The sequence below is a fragment of the Dokdonella fugitiva genome (assembly GCF_004342425.1).
GTDB classification, from domain to species: domain Bacteria; phylum Pseudomonadota; class Gammaproteobacteria; order Xanthomonadales; family Rhodanobacteraceae; genus Dokdonella_A; species Dokdonella_A fugitiva.
The window spans coordinates 388,900-407,930 of the sequence record NZ_SLWQ01000001.1 but is presented as its reverse complement, the minus strand read 5'-3'; the positions used below and the strand labels follow the sequence as shown (position 1 = coordinate 407,930).

17 protein-coding genes and 2 pseudogenes are annotated in these 19,031 nt (G+C 67.0%); 15 read left to right on the top strand and 4 right to left on the bottom strand.

The window, feature by feature from the left end; translation table 11 throughout:
* Position 1: 1 nt before the first annotated feature.
* The 7 genes and pseudogenes from EV148_RS18605 to EV148_RS01680 all read left to right on the top strand — a co-directional run bounded on the left by EV148_RS18605 (position 2) and on the right by EV148_RS01680 (position 5,577).
* Positions 2-526: a hypothetical protein gene (locus EV148_RS18605; RefSeq protein WP_199222693.1), complete on the top strand. Its 525-nt coding sequence runs from the start codon at positions 2-4 to the stop codon at positions 524-526.
* A gap of 72 nt (positions 527-598) precedes the next feature.
* On the top strand, positions 599-1,051 hold the full coding sequence (locus tag EV148_RS01705) for a histone (protein WP_131992524.1): 453 nt from the start codon (positions 599-601) through the stop codon (positions 1,049-1,051).
* 414 nt (positions 1,052-1,465) lie between these two features.
* Positions 1,466-2,263, top strand: a complete 798-nt coding sequence (locus EV148_RS01700; RefSeq protein WP_131992521.1) for a TSCPD domain-containing protein — start codon at positions 1,466-1,468, stop codon at positions 2,261-2,263.
* 32 nt (positions 2,264-2,295) lie between these two features.
* Positions 2,296-4,368 (top strand): AAA family ATPase, encoded by a 2,073-nt coding sequence (locus EV148_RS01695; RefSeq protein ID WP_131992518.1) that lies wholly within the window; start codon positions 2,296-2,298, stop codon positions 4,366-4,368.
* A 160-nt stretch (positions 4,369-4,528) separates the two neighbouring features.
* Positions 4,529-4,672 (top strand): annotated as a pseudogene (locus EV148_RS01690) (thioredoxin family protein); the annotation flags it as partial.
* Between the two features lie 97 nt (positions 4,673-4,769).
* Positions 4,770-5,111, top strand: a complete 342-nt coding sequence (trxA, locus tag EV148_RS01685) for a thioredoxin (protein WP_131992512.1) — start codon at positions 4,770-4,772, stop codon at positions 5,109-5,111.
* Between the two features lie 61 nt (positions 5,112-5,172).
* Positions 5,173-5,577 carry a hypothetical protein gene (locus tag EV148_RS01680; RefSeq protein ID WP_131992509.1) on the top strand — a complete coding sequence of 135 codons (405 nt, stop codon included), beginning with the start codon at positions 5,173-5,175 and terminating at the stop codon, positions 5,575-5,577.
* Here EV148_RS01680 and EV148_RS01675 read toward each other — a convergent pair.
* Positions 5,543-5,899, bottom strand: coding sequence for a hypothetical protein (locus EV148_RS01675; protein WP_131992506.1), 357 nt, complete (start codon positions 5,897-5,899; stop codon positions 5,543-5,545). The genes EV148_RS01680 and EV148_RS01675 overlap by 35 nt on opposite strands.
* A 362-nt stretch (positions 5,900-6,261) precedes the next feature.
* On the opposite strand from EV148_RS01675, the pseudogene EV148_RS01670 reads away from it, so the two are divergent.
* The 8 genes and pseudogenes from EV148_RS01670 to EV148_RS01635 form a co-directional block, all read left to right on the top strand.
* Positions 6,262-6,486 (top strand): annotated as a pseudogene (locus EV148_RS01670) (thioredoxin family protein); the annotation flags it as partial.
* A 30-nt stretch (positions 6,487-6,516) separates the two neighbouring features.
* A complete protein-coding gene (locus tag EV148_RS01665; protein WP_131992503.1) occupies positions 6,517-6,993 on the top strand; it encodes a hypothetical protein in 477 nt (158 codons plus the stop codon).
* 424 nt (positions 6,994-7,417) lie between these two features.
* Complete coding sequence (locus EV148_RS01660) at positions 7,418-9,211, top strand: hypothetical protein (RefSeq protein ID WP_131992500.1); 1,794 nt, start codon at positions 7,418-7,420, stop codon at positions 9,209-9,211.
* A 143-nt stretch (positions 9,212-9,354) separates the two neighbouring features.
* Positions 9,355-9,900 carry an ECF-type sigma factor gene (locus tag EV148_RS01655; protein WP_158287268.1) on the top strand — a complete coding sequence of 182 codons (546 nt, stop codon included), beginning with the start codon at positions 9,355-9,357 and terminating at the stop codon, positions 9,898-9,900.
* 3 nt (positions 9,901-9,903) lie between these two features.
* A complete protein-coding gene (locus EV148_RS01650) occupies positions 9,904-12,525 on the top strand; it encodes a serine/threonine-protein kinase (RefSeq protein WP_131992494.1) in 2,622 nt (873 codons plus the stop codon).
* A 230-nt stretch (positions 12,526-12,755) separates the two neighbouring features.
* A complete protein-coding gene (locus tag EV148_RS01645; RefSeq protein ID WP_131992491.1) occupies positions 12,756-13,541 on the top strand; it encodes a hypothetical protein in 786 nt (261 codons plus the stop codon).
* A 194-nt stretch (positions 13,542-13,735) separates the two neighbouring features.
* A complete protein-coding gene (locus EV148_RS01640) occupies positions 13,736-14,770 on the top strand; it encodes a hypothetical protein (RefSeq protein WP_131992488.1) in 1,035 nt (344 codons plus the stop codon).
* A gap of 255 nt (positions 14,771-15,025) precedes the next feature.
* Positions 15,026-15,805, top strand: coding sequence for a potassium channel family protein (locus tag EV148_RS01635; RefSeq protein WP_199222692.1), 780 nt, complete (start codon positions 15,026-15,028; stop codon positions 15,803-15,805).
* Between the two features lie 228 nt (positions 15,806-16,033).
* On the opposite strand, the gene bla is transcribed toward EV148_RS01635, so the two are convergent.
* The 3 genes from bla to EV148_RS01620 all read right to left on the bottom strand — a co-directional run bounded on the left by bla (position 16,034) and on the right by EV148_RS01620 (position 19,028).
* Positions 16,034-16,888, bottom strand: a complete 855-nt coding sequence (bla, locus tag EV148_RS01630; protein WP_158287267.1) for a subclass B3 metallo-beta-lactamase — start codon at positions 16,886-16,888, stop codon at positions 16,034-16,036.
* 136 nt (positions 16,889-17,024) lie between these two features.
* Positions 17,025-17,390 (bottom strand): hypothetical protein, encoded by a 366-nt coding sequence (locus tag EV148_RS01625; protein ID WP_131992482.1) that lies wholly within the window; start codon positions 17,388-17,390, stop codon positions 17,025-17,027.
* Positions 17,391-17,609: 219 nt separating this feature from the next.
* Positions 17,610-19,028, bottom strand: coding sequence for a DUF1501 domain-containing protein (locus tag EV148_RS01620; protein ID WP_131992479.1), 1,419 nt, complete (start codon positions 19,026-19,028; stop codon positions 17,610-17,612).
* Positions 19,029-19,031 lie beyond the last annotated feature (3 nt).

Here is a 19,031-nt window from a genome sequence, read left to right as displayed (position 1 = left end):
CATGCACAGTGAAGGCGGTACGTTCGATGGTCTGAAGGAAGGCGCGTCGCAGATCGGCAGCTCGATCGCCGACGCCGCCAGCGCGGTCGCCAGTTCCGTCAGCAACGCGGCTTCGGACGCCAAGCAGGCGGTCGAGAACACGGCCAAGAAGGTCGCGACCAAGGCGGCCAAGGCGCGCAAGCAGGCGGCCCGCAAGGTCAAGGCGGTCGTCGCCAGGGCCAAGTCGGTCGTCGGCTCCAAGCCGGCGCCGGCCAAGAAGGCGGCGAAGAAGGCCGCCAAGAAGGCAGGCAAGAAGGCCACCGCGAAGAAGGCGGTGAAGAAGGCCGCGAAGAAGGTCGCGCGCAAGGCCGCACCGGCGAAGAAGGCCGCGAAGAAGGCGATGAAGAAGGTCGCGCGCAAGGCTGCCGGCCCGCGCAAGGCCGTGAAGAAGGCCGCCAGGAAGGCGATGCGCAAGGGTCCGGCCCGCAAGGCCGCCAAGCGCGCGCCCGCCCGCAAGGCCGCGAAGAAGGCAGGCCGTCGCCGCTGATTCGCACGCACCTTCGGCCGGTCCGCGGCGGCCGGCCGAAGGTGACGACGTCACGCCGCGAAGGAGCGAAGCATGGCCACCAAGCGCACCACGATGTACAGCCGAGGCGGCAAGAAGCTCTACGCCGTCCGCAACGCCGACGGTTCGTTCAAGGACATCCAGAGCTACGCCCGCGCGCACCGCATGGACATCGCGCGCAAGAGCAAGGACGAACTCGCGGCCGCCGCCGGCACCGCGAAGAAAGCCGTGAAGAAGGCGGCCAAGAAAGTCGCCCGCAAGGCCTCCGCCGCGAAGAAGGCGGTGCGCAAGGCGGTCAGGAAGGTCGCGCGCAAGGCTGCTCCGCGCAAGGCCGCGAAGAAGGCCACCCGCAAGGCCGCACCGCGCAAGGCCGTGCGCAAGGCCGCGCCGCGCAAGGGCGCGCGCAAGGCCGTACGCAAGGCCGCACCGCGCAAGGGCGTGAGGAAGTCCGTGCGCAAGTCCGCACCCCGCAAGGCCGCCCGCAAGGCGACGCGCGGCAGGCGCTGACCCCACCCATGCCTGCGCCGCCGCGTACCGCGCGGCGCAGGCCACCGTTTCCGCTCCACCCGAACACAGAAGCGACGCCCCGCAACACCCGCATCACCCGGACACAGACGCGACGACCGCGACACCCCAACACAGACGCGACGAAGCAACACCCGGACACAGACGCGACGAAGCAACACCCGGACACAGACGCGACGAAGCAACACCCGAACACAGACGCGACGACGCAACGCCCGAACACAGACGCGACGACAGCCTCACGGAAACACCGCAACACCCGTTCCACCCAGCGACGTCATGCCCGCGAAAGCGGGCATCCATTGAAGCCCTGGCCTCCCGCTTCAACACCGACGCCCGTGCCCGCGACACGCACCGAATCACGAATCACCAATAACGAATCACCGGACACCCGCAATGAAGATCAGCAAAAAAATCAAGGGCTACGCCGTCGTCAAGCCCGAAGACACCACCAAGGTCGTCCCCGCCGCCGAAGCGCCTGAGAGCGCGCCGAGCATGCCGATGGCCGAAGTCATCCAGATGCACGAGAAGGTCGAGCGCCCGGAAACGCTGATCGGCGCCACCTACAAGATCAAGTCGCCGCTGTTCGAGCACTCGCTGTACGTGACCATCAACGACATCGTGCTCAACCAGGGCACCGAGTACGAACTGCGCCGCCCCTTCGAGATCTTCATCAACTCGAAGAACATGGAGCACTTCCAGTGGATCGTCGCGCTCACGCGCATCATGTCCGCCGTGTTCCGCAAGGGCGGCGACGTGACCTTCCTCGTGGAGGAGCTCAAGGCGGTGTTCGACCCGCGCGGCGGCTACTTCAAGGCCGGCGGCGTCTACATGCCGAGCATCGTCGCCGAACTCGGCGCGGTCATCGAACAGCACCTCAAGATGATCGGCCTGCTGCACGACCCTGAACTCGACGAGCACCAGAAGAAGCTCATCGCCGAGAAGCGCGCCGCCTACGACGCCCGCTCAAAAAAAAACAGTGAGCCCGCCGGCTTGACCGTCGAAGGCGCCGGCAACGGCGGGTTCAACGTCTCCTTCGCTGGGGCGGGTGCTGAAGCCGCGGCCAAGCCCGCGACCGAAGCGAGCGCCTTTCCGCCGGGGGCCACGATGTGCCACAAGTGCAACACCTCGGCCGTGATCATCATGGATGGGTGTGCTACGTGTTTGAATTGTGGGTATTCGAAGTGCGGGTAGTTTAGCGACTTAGTTCGAGGAGTCAGCGAAGCATGAAGCTTCTCCGATATCGCGTCACTAACTATAGATCTGTGGTTGATAGTGGTTGGATCGATCTCAACCAGGTCACTGCCCTCATAGGGGTGAATGAGTCCGGCAAGACAAACTTATTGCTACCGCTATGGAAGTTAAACCCTGCGCGCGAGGGAGAAATATCTCCAACATCCGACTATCCCAAAGCGAACTACGCAGCAATCCGAGAAGCGCCGCAGGACTACAAGTTTATCGAGGCAGAGTTCGATACCTCCGGACTCGCGCCCAAATTGGCCCAACTTTCAGGTGCGGCGCCGCGTGACCTTCAGAAGGTCATTGTCCGTCGTGCTTTCGACGGCTCATATTCCTTCGAATTCCCCGATTTTACGACCGAGCCGCAAGCCGACTACGCTTTGTTGTCGGAAGCGATAAAGACGGCGTTGGCGGAAGTCGGGGCCATGTCCGCGCTATCTAAAGAAGGCTCACTGAAAGTTGATTCCGAAACGTTATTGCGAGGGGCCTTCACAGAAAATCGACCCATTTCTTTAGCCGATCTGGATGCGTTTATTGACTCTATTAAGGATCTCCTTCCCGGCACACCCGCTGCGACTAGCAGTATCGTTCCGAGGCTGCAACGACTGATAGAAGATCTTGAGCAGATCGCCGCGCCCCTGCGGGTAGCTGATCCTGCCGAAAATGAGAGCGTTCAGGCGCTTTTAAGAAAAGAGATGCCGAAATTTGTTTTCTACTCAAATTACGGCAATTTAGACTCCGAGATATATCTTCCTCACGTCGTAGATAATTTAAGCCGCAAGGATCTCGGCGCGAAAGAAGCCGCGAAAGCGCGAACGCTCCGCGTACTGTTTAGCTTTGTCAGGTTGAGTCCTGAAGACATTTTGGAACTCGGCAAAGACTTTGAGCCCTCTCAAGGGCAGCGGCCAAGCGACAGTGAGATTGCCGAGATAGCTCAAAGAAAGCGCGAGCGAACGATTCTGCTCAACTCCGCAGGCACGGAGCTCACAAAGAAGTTTAAGGACTGGTGGAAGCAAGGAGACTACACCTTTGAGTTCCAAGCTGACGGTGATCACTTCAGGATATGGGTGTCTGATAGCAGGCGACCGGAGAAAATTGAACTTGAAGATCGCAGTAGCGGCTTACAATGGTTCCTTAGTTTCTATTTAATATTTCTGGTAGAAAGCGGCAGAGATCACAAGGGTGCGATCCTTCTTCTGGACGAGCCTGGCTTGTCCCTTCACCCTCTGGCGCAGCATGATCTTTCTGCCTTCTTCAATGGACTGGCAGATACAAACCAACTTATTTATACGACGCATTCACCATTTTTGGTTGACGCTGACAGTCTAGATCGAGTGCGAAAAGTCTTCGTCGCTCCCGACGGTTCTACAAAGGCATCTTCCGATCTCCGGCGGGGCCATGAGAATCCGAGGAAGAACGGCGCGACCTATGCAATTTATTCAGCGCTCAACATGAGCGTTGCGGAAAGCCTGCTTCTGGGCTGTCATCCTGTGATTGTGGAAGGGCCGTCAGATCAGCACTATTTGTCCGCGATCAAGCAGCTTTTGATTGCGTCCGGAAACCTCAATCCCGCTAGAGAGCTGGTTTTCGCACCGGCGCATGGCGCGCCCAACGCACGCGCTTTAGCAAGCATTCTCAGCGGGCGAGATGAAGTGATGCCGCCAATATTGCTGGACGATGATGCGGCCGGCAGCAAGATGGCTAGGGACTTAAAGAATGGCCCGTACCAAACGCAACAAGAGAAGGTGATGCAGACCAAGGAGTGGATCGAATTTGCTGAGTCCGAGGTAGAAGACTTGTTCCCCGCAGCTTTTGTCGCGGAAGTACTAGATCGAATCGAGCGTAGACCTTCTACGCCTTTTTCGGACGTCGTTCAAAATGGGCAGGCAATCGTCCCGCAGATCGAAAAGTGGGCTTCGGAGGCAAACATATCGTTGGCGGATAGTTGGAAAGTCGACCTAGCGAGGGAGGTGAAGCAGCGCGCGCTCCAAAAAGGAGCTGCATTCTTCGCCGATTCAATGACCGCGTGGAAGGAAATGTTTGGCCGGCTCGGAAGCTGAGGGGGCTAAGTATTTTCCGTTTCGGATTATGCAGTGAGTCACTCAGCGGTGACTAATCCGAACGTCTTCACAACCACGGACACCACGTCGCCACCGACGTCCCCGTTCGCGCCCGCACGAGGGGAATAGGGGTCAGGGTCATTTCTCTGGAATGCCGTAGATGAGCGCAGAACACGTCTTCACCACCACCGACACCACCTTCGCCACCGACGTCCTGCAGTCGCCGACACCTGTGCTCGTCGACTTCTGGGGCGAATGGTGCGGCCCGTGCAAGGCGCTGGCGCCGATGCTCGCGCAGCTCGCGGACAGCTAACGGGGTCAGAGTCACTTATCCCGACGTAGTGAGGAGCTAACGGGGTCAGAGTCACTTATCCCGACGTAGTGAGCGCATGAGTCAGCCAATGAACGCGAACGTCTTCACCACCACCGACACCACCTTCGCCACCGACGTCCTGCAGTCGCCGGCGCCCGTGCTCGTCGACTTCTGGGGCGAATGGTGCGGCCCGTGCAAGGCGCTGGCGCCGATGCTCGCGCAGCTCGCGGACGACTACGGCGGTCGCGTGAAGGTCGCCAAGCTCGAGATCGACCGCAACCCGAAGACCGCGCTCGCCTACGGCGTGCGCTCGGCGCCGACGATGCTGCTGTTCAAGGGCGGCAAGGTGCAGGCGACGCAGATGGGTCTTGTCTCGAAGTCGCAACTCACCAAGGTCATCGACGCAGTGCTCAAGCTAGTCGGGAATTGAGCCGGTTCGCCTGGCCGGTGCTATCGTAGTAGCGGAAGACTTGCACCCATGGGGGGCAGGCATGTTCCGCCTGATGCTCAAGATCAGCGCTGTTCTCTTGGCGACCCTGCCGGGTGCTTCGCAGGCGTCAGGCCGGCAGCTCTTTCCGGAAGCTGTTGGCTCTCAGCGCGTCATCTACGACGCGGGCACGCCCTGGGTGATGAGTTCCGGCGCGATCACGGCAGCCATCTCGTTTACCGTCGCGGATCGGTCGTCGATGTGGGTTGGACTGGTCACCAGAAAGATATGCGACCTCAAATCCCTGCTGCGCGGCGAGCGCACCGTATCGCCTTGCATGGTGGAGTCGCTCGAAAGGCAACTCGAGATGAATTCGGGTATGCCATGCCGCCGCCGGCGGACGGGCGGTAACCCTACTGCGCCATCCCTCTCGACTAAAGCCATCGGAATCCATTGTCCAGTCGTTTGACGTGCTCCGCGTCGAGACCCATGGCCGAAGTGACCGCTTCCAGATCCTCCGCGTAGAATGCCTCCCCGTCGACCAGTTCCAGACCGATTTCGATGACGGCTTGGCGCATTTCGGTCTGCGTGAGCGTCGCGAAACGTCCCGTCGATAGCCTCAGGCCAATGTCACGATAGCGTTTCGGAAACGCAAGGCCGTCCTTGAACGTGCCACGTGTCGGACGTGCACCAAGGCGCCGCGCAACGTCGTCGTAATCGACGCGCGCCTCGGCCGCTCGGCAATAGTTGCGCCGCGGCATACTGGCGAGCGGGACGATTTCGACGCTCATATGATCTTCACATTTCTGCATGAACCAACCGACGAATGGTTGCTGATGATGTACCGCGGCGCCTCTGCCGCGAGTATCCCACCGATCGGCAACTTGGTGCGTTGGCCCGGGCCGAGCGCGATCCACGGGCTACCGCCGTATCCAAAGCTTCCGTAAAACACCGTCAAGGCAGCCACGATGGCGCTCCGCCCGGGAGCCGTACGAGCAGCTAACGGGGTCAGAGTCACTTATCCCGACGTAGTGAGCGCATGAGTCAGCCAATGAACGCGAACGTCTTCACCACCACCGACACCACCTTCGCCACCGACGTCCTGCAGTTGCCGACGCCCGTGCTCGTCGACTTCTGAGGCGAATGGTGCGGCCCGTGCAAGGCGCTGGCGCCGATGCTCGTGCAGCTCGCGGACGACTACGGCGGTCGCGTGAAGGTGGCCAAGCTCGAGATCGACCGCAACCCGAAGACCGCGCTCGCCTACGGCGTGCGCTCGGCGCCGACGATGCTGCTGTTCAAGGGCGGCACCGTGCAGGCGACGCAGATGGGTCTCGTCTCGAAGTCGCAGCTCACCAAGGTCATCGACGCCGCGCTATGAATCTGCGCGCAGCCTTCGGGTAGCCCCCTCATGCGCGCGAAGCTACTGAGCTGGTCATTGTTCGCGAGCTTGATCCATGGCGCGAGCATCGCCTCGGCCGGCGTGGCCATCCCGTCCGATGTATCGGTGGATGTCCAGGCGAGTCAGAGCACGAACCTGCATCCCGGTGACCGCGTTACCTTCACGGTTACGGCGACCAACCATGGCCCCAACGTCATCTCCGAGTGGGCCTTCCGCAGCGCGCCAATCTACGATGAACTCGATGTCGGGACCACATCGACGGACTGCTTCGGTCAGTTCATCGTATCGGTCGTCGACCTGGAGAACAGCTTTTACTACAACCTCAACTGGTACCCACCGCACGAACCCGTGCTCGTCGGCCAATCGATCGTATGTCACGTCAGCATGGACTATACGATGTATGCGCCGCCCATCTACGAGTTCGGATGCTCCCTTTCGTCGTACCTGACCGACCTCGACCCTTCAACGCCTCCTTCGTCGCGCTGACGCGCGCCGCGGCGCCGCCGCTGGCGGTACCTGCGACCAGCGGATCGAGTTTGACCGCGCTGTTCCTGGTGCTTGCGATCGCCGCTCGCATGCGGACCTGTCGGGTGGTAAGCAAAGAAGTCCAAGGGAGCGGAGTCAATTCTCTTTGAATTCGCGCGGTGTTAAACAAAGGGGACGGAGCAATTTTCCGTTTGAGTTCGCCCGGCGGATTCCGTGGAAGGCCCGTCCTCCCGATCGACAGTCGCAGGCGGCCTGACCGTGGTCGCGGCGCAAGGCGCCATCCGTCGCACGGAGGCCGGCGCGCCGCCGTCGGCGGCGGCAGCGGCGCGAAGCGGCGCGCCGGGACCGGCGGGGGTGGCACGGTTTCGCGCGCGATTGCGAATGACTCCGGGAGACGCGTCCGTCGTCGTCCCGGAGATCGCCCATGAAACCGATTCGCCTGTTCGTCCCGCTGTTCCTGCTGATCGCCTGCGCGGCGAGCCGAGCCGCGACGTACTCGGTCGGCCCGGTCGGCTGCACGCACGTGAGCCTCGCCGATGCGCTCGCCGCGGCGGCGGCCAATCCGGCCGGTCCGCACCTCATCAAGTTGCGCACCGGCGAACTGCTCACCGGCGGCATTTCGCTGGATGAGCCCGCGGCCGACATCACGATCGAAGGCGGCTATGCGAGCTGCGGCGCGAGCGCGCCGACGCCGGACGCGCGCATGGTGATCCGCCAGATCAATCCCGGCAGCGTGCTGCGTTTCGACAATGCGAGCGACACGCCACGGCGCCTCGAGCTGCGCAACGTCACGCTGACCGGCGGCAGCGTCAACACCAGCGACGTGCTCGGTGGTGGCGGCGCGCTCGTGCTGCAGAACGCAACGCTCGTGCTCGGCGCGGGCGCGATCGTCGAGGGCAACGTCGCCGGCAACGGTGGTGGCGTCAGCCTGTTCGGCGTGCCGTCGCGCGTCGCCAAACTGGTACTGGACGGCGCCGCGGTCATCGATGGCAACCAGGCGGTCGGCCTCGGGGGGCTCGGCGCCGGCGGCGGCGTGTTCGCGCTCGACAACGCCGAGATCCGCCTCGTCTACGGGCGCATCGAAGACAACACCGCACGCCGAGCGGGTGGCGGCGTCGCATTGAACACGGCGAGGACGACGCTGGTCGCGGCGCCGCCGATCCTCACCGACTACCTGCTGCCGCCGGTCGTGCTCGCGCACAACACCGCGGGCCGCGCGACGTTCGCCACCGGCGAGGGCTTCGGTGGCGCGATCTACAGCAAGCAGGGCAACATCACGATCGGCGCGCCGGCGACCAGCCGCTTCACGACCAACATCTCCACCAACACCGCCAACTACGGCGGCGCGATCTACGTCGAGGGCGCCGCCGGGCCGACCGACCCCTTCACCTTCGTCGCGCTGCGCAACACGCTCACGCAGTTCAACACCGCCAAGGGCAAGGGCGGGGCGTTCCATTCGTGGAACGCGGTGGACTGGGTCCTCGACAGCACCGGGCTGCGCTGCCCGTTCGGCCCCCGCTACAGCGCCTGCTCCGCGGTCCTGTACAACACCGCCTACAACAGCACGACGCCGGGCAGCCCCGGCGCCGGCGCGGGCTACATCGGCAACGACAGCGGCAGCCAGCGCGGCATCTTCCGCTTCGCGCGCACGCTGTTCGAGAACAACCGCGACGACGACGGCCAGGTCGCCGTGGCGATGGCGTTCGGCACCAGCGAACTCTCGTTCGAGCGGTGCATCTTCCTCGACAACCAGGCCGATGCGAGCGGCGTCACCACGCTGCTCGCGAATGCGCCCGGCATCAACCTGCGCTTCGTCTACAACACCGTGGTCGGGAACGACGTCGACACGCTCGTCTACATGAACGGCGGCGTGCTGCGCAACCAGGGCAGCATCATGTGGTCGCCCGGCAGCGACGTGTGGACCGCGACCGCGGGGGCGACGATGGCCAACAACAACTGCCTGATCGCCCATGACATGGTGCCGGGCGCGACCGTGCTGGATCCGCGCCTCGCCGACGACTTCATGCCGCCGGCCGATTCGCCGGCGATCGACGCCTGCGACAACCTCGACGTGACGGCCGGCATCGATGCCTACCTGCAGGCGCCCGGCTACGACATCGATGGTGTCGACAACGTCTGGGGTCCCAACGATCTCGGTGCGGTGGAGAACCACGACGCCATCTTCCTCGACGGCTTCGGGCATCGCTATACCGACTGACGCGGGCCGCCATGCGAACCGCGCTCGAATCCGCGCAGGGCCGCGTGTGCGACGCTCCTTCGCCTCGCGCATGCGCGTCCACGCGAATACCTCGCAGCGATCCGCTACGATATCGCCCTTGCCGGCCGCTTCGGGTCGATCGGATGGGCGACATCACCGAACTGCTGCATGCGGCCCAGTCGGGCGATGGGCGTTCGCTCGATGCGGTATTCGAACGCGTATACACGACGCTGCGCTCGCTGGCCGCCTCGCGTTTGTCGGCACACGCGGGCGAGCACACGCTGAGTGCGACCGCGCTGGTCCACGAGGCCTACCTCAAGCTCGTCGACGCGCGCAGGCTCGATCTCGCCGACCGCCACCACTTCTTCGCCTGCGCGGCGCGCGCGATGCGCCAGATCCTCGTCGATCGCTCGCGCGCGCGCGGCGCGGTCAAGCGCGGCGCGGGCCAGGCGGCCGAGCCGCTCGCGCATGCCGAGGGCATCGCCGCGGACGCCCCCGAGCTGCTCGACATCGATGCCGCACTGGACCGCGTCGACGCGATCGACGCCGGCGCGCGCGAGCTGATCGAGATGCGCGTGTTCGCCGGCCTCACGCTCGAACAACTCGCCGAGACGAGCGGGCGCTCGCTGCGCAGCGTCAACCGTGACTGGCAACGCGCGCGCGCGTTGCTGCTCGCGCAGCTGCCCTGAGCCATGGACGCCGCGGACCGCCGTGCATGGCTGGAGGCGGACCGCCTGTTCGCCGGAATGCTTGACCTCGATGCCGCGCAGCGCGCCGCACGGTTCGCGACGCTCGCGGTTCCCGCCGACGTGCGCGAGCGCCTGCAGCGCCTGCTCGACAGCAGCGGGCGCGCGCACGCCTGGATCGATGCGGGCGACGCGCTCGCGCGGTGGTTGCCGCCCGCGGGCGCGGACGCTGGCTCGGCCATGCACGGTCGCCGCTTCGGCGTGTGGGAAATCGACGGCGAGCTCGGCCGCGGCGGCATGGCCGTCATCTATCGCGTGCGCCGCGTGGACGGGGCGGCGGAACAGACCGCCGCGCTCAAGCTGCTCACGGTCGCGAGCCTGAGCCGCGACGGCGCCGAGCGGTTCCGCCGCGAGACCGACATCCTCGCGCGCCTCGCCCATCCGCACATCGTCGGCCTGCTCGACGCCGGCGTCGCCGAGGACGGCACGCCGTGGTTGACGATGCCGCTCGTCGAGGGCGAGCACATCGATGCGTGGTGCGATCGCCATGCGCTCGATACGCACCAGGTCGTGATGCTGTTCCTGCAGGTCGCCGCGGCGGTCGCGGCCGCGCATCGCAACCTCGTCATCCATCGCGACCTCAAACCCTCCAACGTGCTCGTCGATGCGCACGGGCAGGTCAGGCTGCTCGACTTCGGCATCGCGCGCCTGACCGACCAGGCCGATGCGGCGACGCGCTCCGGGTGGCGCGCGCTGACGCCGCAGTACGCCGCGCCCGAACAGTTCACCGACGGATCGCCGACCACCGCGACCGACATCCACGGCCTCGGCGCGTTGCTCTATCGCCTGCTGACCGGATGCCCGCCGCGGGCGGCGACCGGTACTGCGGACGTGACCTTGCCCTCGCGCGTCGCCGCCGGCAGTGCCGCCGGTGCGCGCCACCGGCGCGCGTTGCGCGACGACCTCGACCGCGTGCTCATCAAGTCGCTCGACGCCGACCCGGCGCGGCGCTATGGCACCGTCGACGCACTCATCGCCGATCTCCATCGCTGGCTCGCGGGCCGGCCGGTGCTTGCGACCGCGCCCGGTCGCGCCTATCGCGTGCGCAAGTTCGTCGCGCGGCACCGCCTCGGTGTCGCCGCGGGCGTCGCGCTCGTGATCGCCGTGGCTGCGGGCATCGCGGGGACGTCGTGGCAGGCGCACCATGCGCGCGTGCAGGCCGCGCGGGCCACCGCGATCAAGGACTTCGTGCTCGACCTGTTCGCCGCGGCCAATCCCGACATCGCCCAGGGCAAGGACCCGACGGCTTCGACGCTGCTCCGCAACGGCGCCGCGCGCGTGCGCCGCGAGTTCGGCGCGCGCCCGCTCGTGCTCGGCGAGATGCTCGGCATGATCGGCCGCGTGCAGCTCGAACGCGGCCTGCTCGACGACGCGCAGGCCTCGCTCGACGATGCGCTGGCCGCGTTCGCGCGCAATGGCGTGCCCGATGCGAAATGGGCAGTCGCGATCGGCGATCGCGGCATGCTCGCGTTCGAGCGCGGCGATCCGGTCGAGGCCTTGCGGCGATTGCACGAGGCGGACGCCGCGGCGATCGCCGCCGGCCTCGCGCCGACGCGGCCCGAACGCATCTACCTCGAGGTGCGCAGCGCGGAGATGCAGGTCGAGGCCGGCCACAGTGCGGAGGCCGAACGCATCGCGCGCGACGCGCTGCAGCGGATCGCCGAGGCGAACGCGACCGATGAGCCGATCCATCCGGACGCGCTGTGCGCGCTCGCCACGAGCCTGCACCACCAGGGGCGCACCGCGGATGCGCTCGGCGTCCTGAAGCAGGCCGAGGCCGCGCAACGACGCATCGCGCCGGCGCATCCGAAGATGGCGGTGATCCTCAACGACCTCGCGCTCATGCTGCATCGCCTCGGTCGCTACGACGAGGCCGAGGCGACGATGCAGCGCGCGATCGAGCGTAGCGAGGCGATCTACGGCCCGCTGCATCCGCAGACCCTGCAGACGATGGGCAACCGCGCGTCGCTGCTGCGCGTGTGGAAGGGGCCGGCTGCATCGGCACGCGAGTACGAGCGCCTGTTGCCGCTGGTCGAACGGGCCCTCGGCAGCGCACCGCATCCGCAGCGCGTGAACATGCTCGGCCAGCTCGCGGTCGCGCGCGACGAAGCCGGCGAGCGCGACGCCGCGCTGCAGTCGGCGCGGGAAGCATGGGCCATGCAGGAAGCGCTGCCGCAGGAACAGCGTTCGCGCACGACCTGGGTCGCGGGCGTGCTCGGCGTCATGCTGTTCGAGCGCGGCGATCCGGCGGCGAAAGACCTGCTGCAGCGTTACCAGCCGCCCACCTGCAGCGATATCGAGTCGCGCACGCCATTCACCCGCCACCTGTGCATCACGCGCGCGTTGCTCGCCGCCGATGCCGGCGACTGCACGGTACCGTCGGCGGTGCCGCCGCCATCGCCGGAACCCGCCGACCGCGACTGGTGGCTCGCCTGGTGGCTCCTCGACGCGCGTTGCAAAGGCGCCGACGCGACCGGTGCCGATACGGCGATCGCCGCGCTGCGCGCCGATCGTACCCTGCCGCCATGGCTGGCCACGCGCCTGCGACGCAGCGCCTCGGCCCGATGACGAGATCGCATCGTCCGCCTCGCAGGGCGGCTCGCGGCGCGAAGCGCCGGATGCGCCATGGTATACGTAGGGAACTGGTCCGCGCGCGGCGCGTTCGGATATAACGGCGGTTCCGTTGAGGGGAGGTCGGCGAAAATGGGGAGCGTATACGACAATGCATCCGTGACCGTCATGACGGGCCGCGTGCTGCGCCGGTGTGCGGTCATCACCCTCGTCGCCGTGCTGGCGGGTTGCGCGACGGCCAGGCCGACCGCACGTCGAAGTGGCAGCCGCAGCCTGCATCGCCGGAAGAGCTGCAAGCGATCGCAGCGATCACGGCGACGGGTCGCGCCATCCATCGACAGGACCAGTTCGTCTGGCATGCCTCGGATGCCTTCACCACGGCCCTCGACGGCCGCTCCGTGCCGCGCGTCAGCTATGCGGTGACCGGGCGCGACGGCCTGGTTCGCGTTTCGTTCCTCGGCGAGGACCATGGGCATTGGCGCGTCCTCGGTGACGTCGACATGAGCCATTCCGCGCCCGTGGCGGTGCTGGATCCCGCGCGTGAGCCGGACGCGGAGGAACTTCGACAGGTCCGCGCGCGAGCCACCGCGCTCGAGGCCGCGCCGAACGTCTGCGGCGGGACGCGCAACACCGTCGTGCTGCCCGCCGAAGGCGGGACGATGGATGTCTACGTCCTCTCCGCGACCGACGATCCCCACATCGTTCCGCTGGGTGGGCACGCGCGTGTTCGCGTCTCCGCCGATGGCGGAACCATGCTCGCGTTCGAGCCGTACTCGAAGGCCTGCCTCGATTTCGACACGGGCAGGAAAATGCCGGACGGCGGGGAGCTCAAGGCACTCATGGCAACGATCGTGCTGTCGGACCTGCCGGCGCCGACGCATGTCTACACCAGCCTGACCTACCCATGGCCGATCATGCTCGCGTCGGAGACGCACCTGTGGAAGGTCGCCGACGGTCGCATCACGATCGTCGACCCGGCGCAGAACGGCGGCGCGGATCGGCCGGACATGTAGGCGCGAAGCGCCGGATCCAGGCCCGACCCGCGCGTCATCGAGCGCACGCCCCTTGCAGGGTGGGACGCAGCGGCGCGGAAGGCCGGGGGGCCGGCGCCGCGCTGTCGCTTGATACCATCGCGCGGACGATCCCCACGACCGCCGAGGTCCGCATGCGTTCCGCCCTTTCCATCCGAGGCCGCCGGGGCGCCCTCATGATCGGGCTGCTCGCACTCGCCCATCCATCGCGCGACGCGGACGCCGCCTTTCTTTGCGCGACGACGGCGGACGAGTTGCGCGACGCACTCGCGCAGGTGTCCGACGGTGGCGCCTACGTCGACGAGGACAGCGTCATTGCGATCGGGCCCGGCACCTTCGCGACCGGTGGTACGCCGTTCCGGAGCGAGGCGCTCACGACGACGGCGAAGCTCGACATCATGGCCTCATGGAATCCGCACTGTGGCGGGCGGCCGTCCGGTCCGCCGACCACCGTGCTCGACGCCGGGGGCGTCGGTGGCGTGCTCGTGGTCAAGCGACCGCACGCGTTCGTGTATCTCAGGCGCATGGTGCTGCAGAACGGCAATGCCGATGTCGGAGCCGGCTTGCAGGTGAACTACGGTACCGAGTCGGCCTACGAGGTATCCCTGTACCAGCTGATCGTGCGCAACAACCATGCGAGCGGCAACGGCGGCGGCATCTACATCGCGGCGTCGGCGCCGCCGGACATGGGCGCGATCGGAATCGCCTCGTCGCTGATCGTCGACAACACCAGCGGCAGCGATGGCGGAGGCGCCTACCTCGTCATCTCGGGTGGATATACGTCGATCGTCAACCTGACGACGGTCGCCTCGAACACGGCGGTGGGCACCGGTGGGGGCATCGCGGCAACGGGCTCGGCGGCGACTTACGACGTGAGCGGCGTGATCGCCTGGGGCAACACGCCGGCGAGCCTGCGCTTCGACGTGCCGTCGACGGTCGCCTCCTCCGACGTCGACCTCATCGCGCCGGGTGCGGCGGTCACGACCGAGGAGGTCGTACAGCTCGATCCGATGTTCCTCGACCCTGCCGCGGGCGACTACCGCTTCGGCAACGTCCCGGGGCTGGTCGGTACGGGTGCGCCTTTCAACTACGTGCCGGCGTACCTCGATGACTACCCGCTCCCGCCGACCGGTGGGGAGTACCGTGCCGACATGGGCGCGTATACGGACGTGATCTTCCGGTATGGCGATGACGGCGGCTCCCGCCTGTAAGGGCCCCCCGGACAGGGCGGAAGCGGAAGCAGATGTCGTAGGGCGGTACGCGCGGATGCGCGTGCCGCCGCTGGCGTGGTGGCGGCAATGGGACTCGCGGCCGCGCGCATCGCATCCATTTGATGCGTCGCGCCGCTGCGCCCAACCCAGCGGATTCATGGACGGGGCGTTGCGACGTCCCGCCCTGCGATACCGGCGGGCGCATCGCGGCGCATTCGTGTGAAGATTCACGCGGCGCGATCTTTGGTGGCCTCCGTGGACGACTCGTCGAGCAGGAACACACCGTATCTCCTCTTCGTGCTCGCGCTCAGCGTATTCGCCCTGCTCGTCCTCGCCGCGAGCGTCGTGCTGCCGATGAGCGCCGAAACGCGGCGGCTGCTCGACGTCGCGGACGACGTGCTGTGCGCGTTGTTCTTCGTCGACTTCCTCGTCACGCTGTGGAAGGCGGACGATCGCTGGCGCTACTTCATCCGCTGGGGCTGGATCGACCTGCTCTCGTGCGTCCCGTCGATCGACTACCTGCGCGTCGCGCGCATGGCGCGCGTGCTGCGCGTGCTCCGCGTCCTGCGCGCGATCCGCTCGGCGAAGATCATCGCCGCATTCATCCTCGAGCGGCGCGCGAACAGCGCGATGCTCGCGGCCGTGCTCATCGGCCTGCTGCTGATCGTGCTCGCGAGCATCGGCATCCTGCAGTTCGAAGACGTGCCGGAGGCGAACATCCGGACCGCCGAGGACGCGCTGTGGTGGACGATGGCGACGATCACGACGGTCGGCTACGGCGACCACTACCCGGTCACGACCGAGGGCCGCATCCTCGCGGCAGGGCTGATGGTCGCCGGCGTCGGTCTCGCCGGCATCTACACGGGTTTCATCGCCGCCTGGTTCCTGCGCCCGGCCGCGGCGCGCGAGGAATCGCGCGAGGAACGCCTCGCGCGCCTCGCATCGTCGCTCACGGACTTGCCTGACGAGGACTTGCAGGCACTCGCAGCGCGATTGCAACAGGCGCGCGACACCGCCAATCTCCGTTCGCGCTGAGCGCAGCCCGCGCAGCGGGCGGAATCGAAGCGCCCACCTCGCGCCGCGTGCTGTGGGAGCAACCGTCTGCCGCGAAGCTCATCGCCGTGCGTCTTGTAGGAGCCCACCCTGTGGGCGACCGCAGCGTCGCGATGCACCGAGGCGCGACGGTCGCGCACAGGGTGCGCTCATACAGCGGGTGTCGCAGGGCGTCCGTGCGAGCGGCGGAAGCCCCGATGCTCATGGGCCCTACTTCGCGTCTTCCTTCTCCAGCCGCTTGCGCAGGTTCTCGCGTCCCTCCTGCGCATACGCCGCACACGGCGTCGTCGCCGCGTCCTTGGGCGTGGGCAACTGATCGGGATGCGCGGCCATCGCCACGTCGCACGGCAGCGCGGCGAGCCGGTCCGCGCTCGCGCGCAGTGCGGCGACGACAGCGGGGTGGTCGCTGAAGCGATACGCGTCGGTCGATACCGGATTGAGGCTGTCGAGGTAGACGACGTCGCGGCACGTGCCATCGTGGCACGACTTCCAGCGCCAGCTCATGCCGCCGGGCGCGTGGCCGGGCGATGCGACCGCGGTGATCGTCGTATGGCCGACCGTGATCGTGTCGCCGTTGTCGATTGCGCGCACGTGCTTCACCGATGGATAGCGGGAGGCCACACCGAAACCCGCCTGCGGGTCGTCCGGATGGTACGGCGCGCGCGTCAGCGCGACCACGCCATCGCGCCCGGCCGCGACCGCGGCACCGGTGAGGCGCGCGAGGGCCGCGATGCCGCCGGCGTGGTCGAAATGCGCGTGCGAATTGAGGATCCAGCGGATGCGCCTCGGATCGAAGCCCGCCTTGCGCACGTTGTCGAGGATGACGGCCGCCGATTGTGGCAAGCCGCCATCGATGAGCACGAGCCCTTCATCGTCCACGACGAGCACCGAGGAGAGCCCCTTCGTGCCGACATACCAGGTGTTCTCCGCGAGCCGGTACGGCTCGACGCGCTCGTTCCAGGCCGCGCAACGCGAGCACTCGAACGGCTTCTGGTCCGCAGGCAGTTTGGCCGCGAGCGGCGCGAACGACAGGGCGGCGGTGAAGGCGAGGGGCAGGATCATCATGCAGCTCCTTGGTTTCGGCCGCCCAGCATCGCGCAGGGCTGCAACCCTCGAAAGGCGCACATGCGGCGATTCGCGGGCAATCGCACGCGTGCGCCCGTGCGACTCCCGCGTCGCGCGAGCGAGGCGCTGCGAGGCTTCAACCCTTCGCGGGGAAGAACGGATCAAGATGGAACACGTGCTCGCCGCCCGCATCCGAACCCGTGGTGACGACGATGCCGATACCATCGGCGACTTCCGCGTAGCGCCCGTCGAAACCGAGCCGCACGCTCAGCGCCGCGGTCGTGCCGAGCGCGATGTCGACGACCTTGAAATCCATCTCCTGCCCGTCGTCCCACACCGCGACACGCAACTGGTCGACGCCATGGCCGCGATCGACATTGCCGGTATACCGTCCGCGCACGAGCACCTCCACGCGCGCGCGCCCGTCGACGCCGGTCGCGGTCTGCACGCCGGCGACGTTCCAGTCGGCATTCGAGGATGGTGTGCTCGCTTCGTTCGCCATGGCCGTCTACCCGTCAGGATTGCCAGCGACGGGAGCGCAAGCGCAACCTGCCGCACCCGTGACGGTATCCCCGCGCCACGCCCTTGGCAACGCCGCCGCACGCACGACGCGCATCGCATCATGCATGTTGCGGTACCACCGCATCCACCGCGGAGCGTTCGGTTTGCGCGTAGGGCGGTACGCGCGCATGCGCGTGCCGCCGGGTGCGGAGCGAACGCCTCACGCCTGCATGAACCCGAGGTCGCCCTGCGCGAACGCATGCAGATTCGGGAAGATCGTGTCGAGCGCGGTCGCGTCGGTCACGCCGAACCAGCGCGCGAGCGTCGCGCCGTACTGGTCGACCGCGATGCGCGGAAGCAGGTGGCCGTCCCAGGTGAAATCGGCGCTCGCCGCGGCGAGGTCGGGCATCGAACCATAGATGCGCCCGCCGCGCACGCCGCCACCGAGCACGAACAGGTGGTTGCCCCAGCTGTGGTCCGAGCCGTCGCCGTTGCTCGTGAGCGAGCGTCCGAACTCGCTCGCGACGAAGGTCGTCACCGACGGGTCGACGCCGAGTTCGCGCGTCGCCGCGTCGAACGCGGCGAGCGCGCGCGAGAGACCGGCGAGCAGTTGCGGCTGGTCGCTCATCTGCGCGTCGTGCGTGTCGAAGCCGCCGAGCGAACAGAAGAACACCTGGCGGCGATGGCGAAGGGTCGCGCGCGCGGCGATGAGTTCGGCGGCGCGGCGCAGCTGGCTGCCGAGCGCGAACGCGAAGCGGTCGGCCGCCGGCGCGCCGACCTCGGGCGGCGGCGGGAAAGGCGTCGTGAGCGGCGGGACGCCATCGAGCGCGGTCGCGAGCGTAGCATAGTCGTCGATCGCGCGCCGCGTCGTGCGCCGGTACTCGTCGGCAAGCGCATTCGACTGCGGCGTCGCGAGGAAGGACTGGAACGCCGCTGCGGCGTCCGGATCGCGGCTGCGGATCGCGCGGATCTCGCCGGTGTCGACGCCGATCGACTGCAGCACGTGGCCGGTCTGGAACGCATTCGTGCCGGCGAGCGAGAGGTTCATCGACAGCGTGGCGTCCGCGTTGTAGCTCGCGTGCACGAGGTCGGCGAGGCGGCCGCCCCAGCCCGATACCGGGGTCGGGTCGGCGCTCGAACGCACCTCGAGGTTCTGCCAGAAATCCTGCTGGTCGTTGTGCGAGAACAGTTGCGGCGGCAGCGGCACGCTGCCGTTCTGGTGCTCCTCGCGCGTGACCGGCTGCAGCAGCGCGCCGACGCTGCCGAGGATCGCGAGCCGCCCCTGCCCGAACAGCTGCGCCATCTCGGGCATCGCCGGGTGCAGGCCGACCGGGTAGCCGCCCCAGCCCTGCGGCGAGAGCGGCAACAGCGAGGCCTGCGGCAGCGTGAGCCCACGCCGGCGCTGCGCGTACAGCGCGTACTCCGCGCCGCGCGGCACCACGAGGTTGTGCCCATCGTTGCCGCCGAGCAGGAACACGCAGACCAGCGCCCTGTAGTCGTCGCCGGCGCCCTGCGCCCAGACGCGATTGAGCAGCGAGAGGCTCGCTGGTGCGCCGAAGAAGCCGTAGCCGCCGGCGAGCGCGGCGAGGCTGTTGCGCAGGAAACGACGGCGTGCGCCGCAACGGGGATCGTGGGACATGAC

Bases quoted from the DNA above. Each gene is read 5' to 3' on its own strand.
- EV148_RS01655 (WP_158287268.1), top strand. From the start codon at position 9,355: ATGGGCGACATCACCGAACTGCTGCATGCGGCCCAGTCGGGCGATGGG.
- EV148_RS01625 (WP_131992482.1), bottom strand. From the start codon at position 17,390: ATGGCGAACGAAGCGAGCACACCATCCTCGAATGCCGACTGGAACGTC.
- trxA (WP_131992512.1), top strand. From the start codon at position 4,770: ATGAACGCGAACGTCTTCACCACCACCGACACCACCTTCGCCACCGAC.
- EV148_RS01705 (WP_131992524.1), top strand. From the start codon at position 599: ATGGCCACCAAGCGCACCACGATGTACAGCCGAGGCGGCAAGAAGCTC.
- EV148_RS01640 (WP_131992488.1), top strand. From the start codon at position 13,736: ATGATCGGGCTGCTCGCACTCGCCCATCCATCGCGCGACGCGGACGCC.
- bla (WP_158287267.1), bottom strand. From the start codon at position 16,888: ATGATGATCCTGCCCCTCGCCTTCACCGCCGCCCTGTCGTTCGCGCCG.
- EV148_RS01675 (WP_131992506.1), bottom strand. From the start codon at position 5,899: ATGAGCGTCGAAATCGTCCCGCTCGCCAGTATGCCGCGGCGCAACTAT.
- EV148_RS01650 (WP_131992494.1), top strand. From the start codon at position 9,904: ATGGACGCCGCGGACCGCCGTGCATGGCTGGAGGCGGACCGCCTGTTC.
- EV148_RS01665 (WP_131992503.1), top strand. From the start codon at position 6,517: ATGCGCGCGAAGCTACTGAGCTGGTCATTGTTCGCGAGCTTGATCCAT.
- EV148_RS18605 (WP_199222693.1), top strand. From the start codon at position 2: ATGCACAGTGAAGGCGGTACGTTCGATGGTCTGAAGGAAGGCGCGTCG.
- EV148_RS01660 (WP_131992500.1), top strand. From the start codon at position 7,418: ATGAAACCGATTCGCCTGTTCGTCCCGCTGTTCCTGCTGATCGCCTGC.
- EV148_RS01680 (WP_131992509.1), top strand. From the start codon at position 5,173: ATGTTCCGCCTGATGCTCAAGATCAGCGCTGTTCTCTTGGCGACCCTG.
- EV148_RS01620 (WP_131992479.1), bottom strand. From the start codon at position 19,028: ATGTCCCACGATCCCCGTTGCGGCGCACGCCGTCGTTTCCTGCGCAAC.
- EV148_RS01695 (WP_131992518.1), top strand. From the start codon at position 2,296: ATGAAGCTTCTCCGATATCGCGTCACTAACTATAGATCTGTGGTTGAT.
- EV148_RS01700 (WP_131992521.1), top strand. From the start codon at position 1,466: ATGAAGATCAGCAAAAAAATCAAGGGCTACGCCGTCGTCAAGCCCGAA.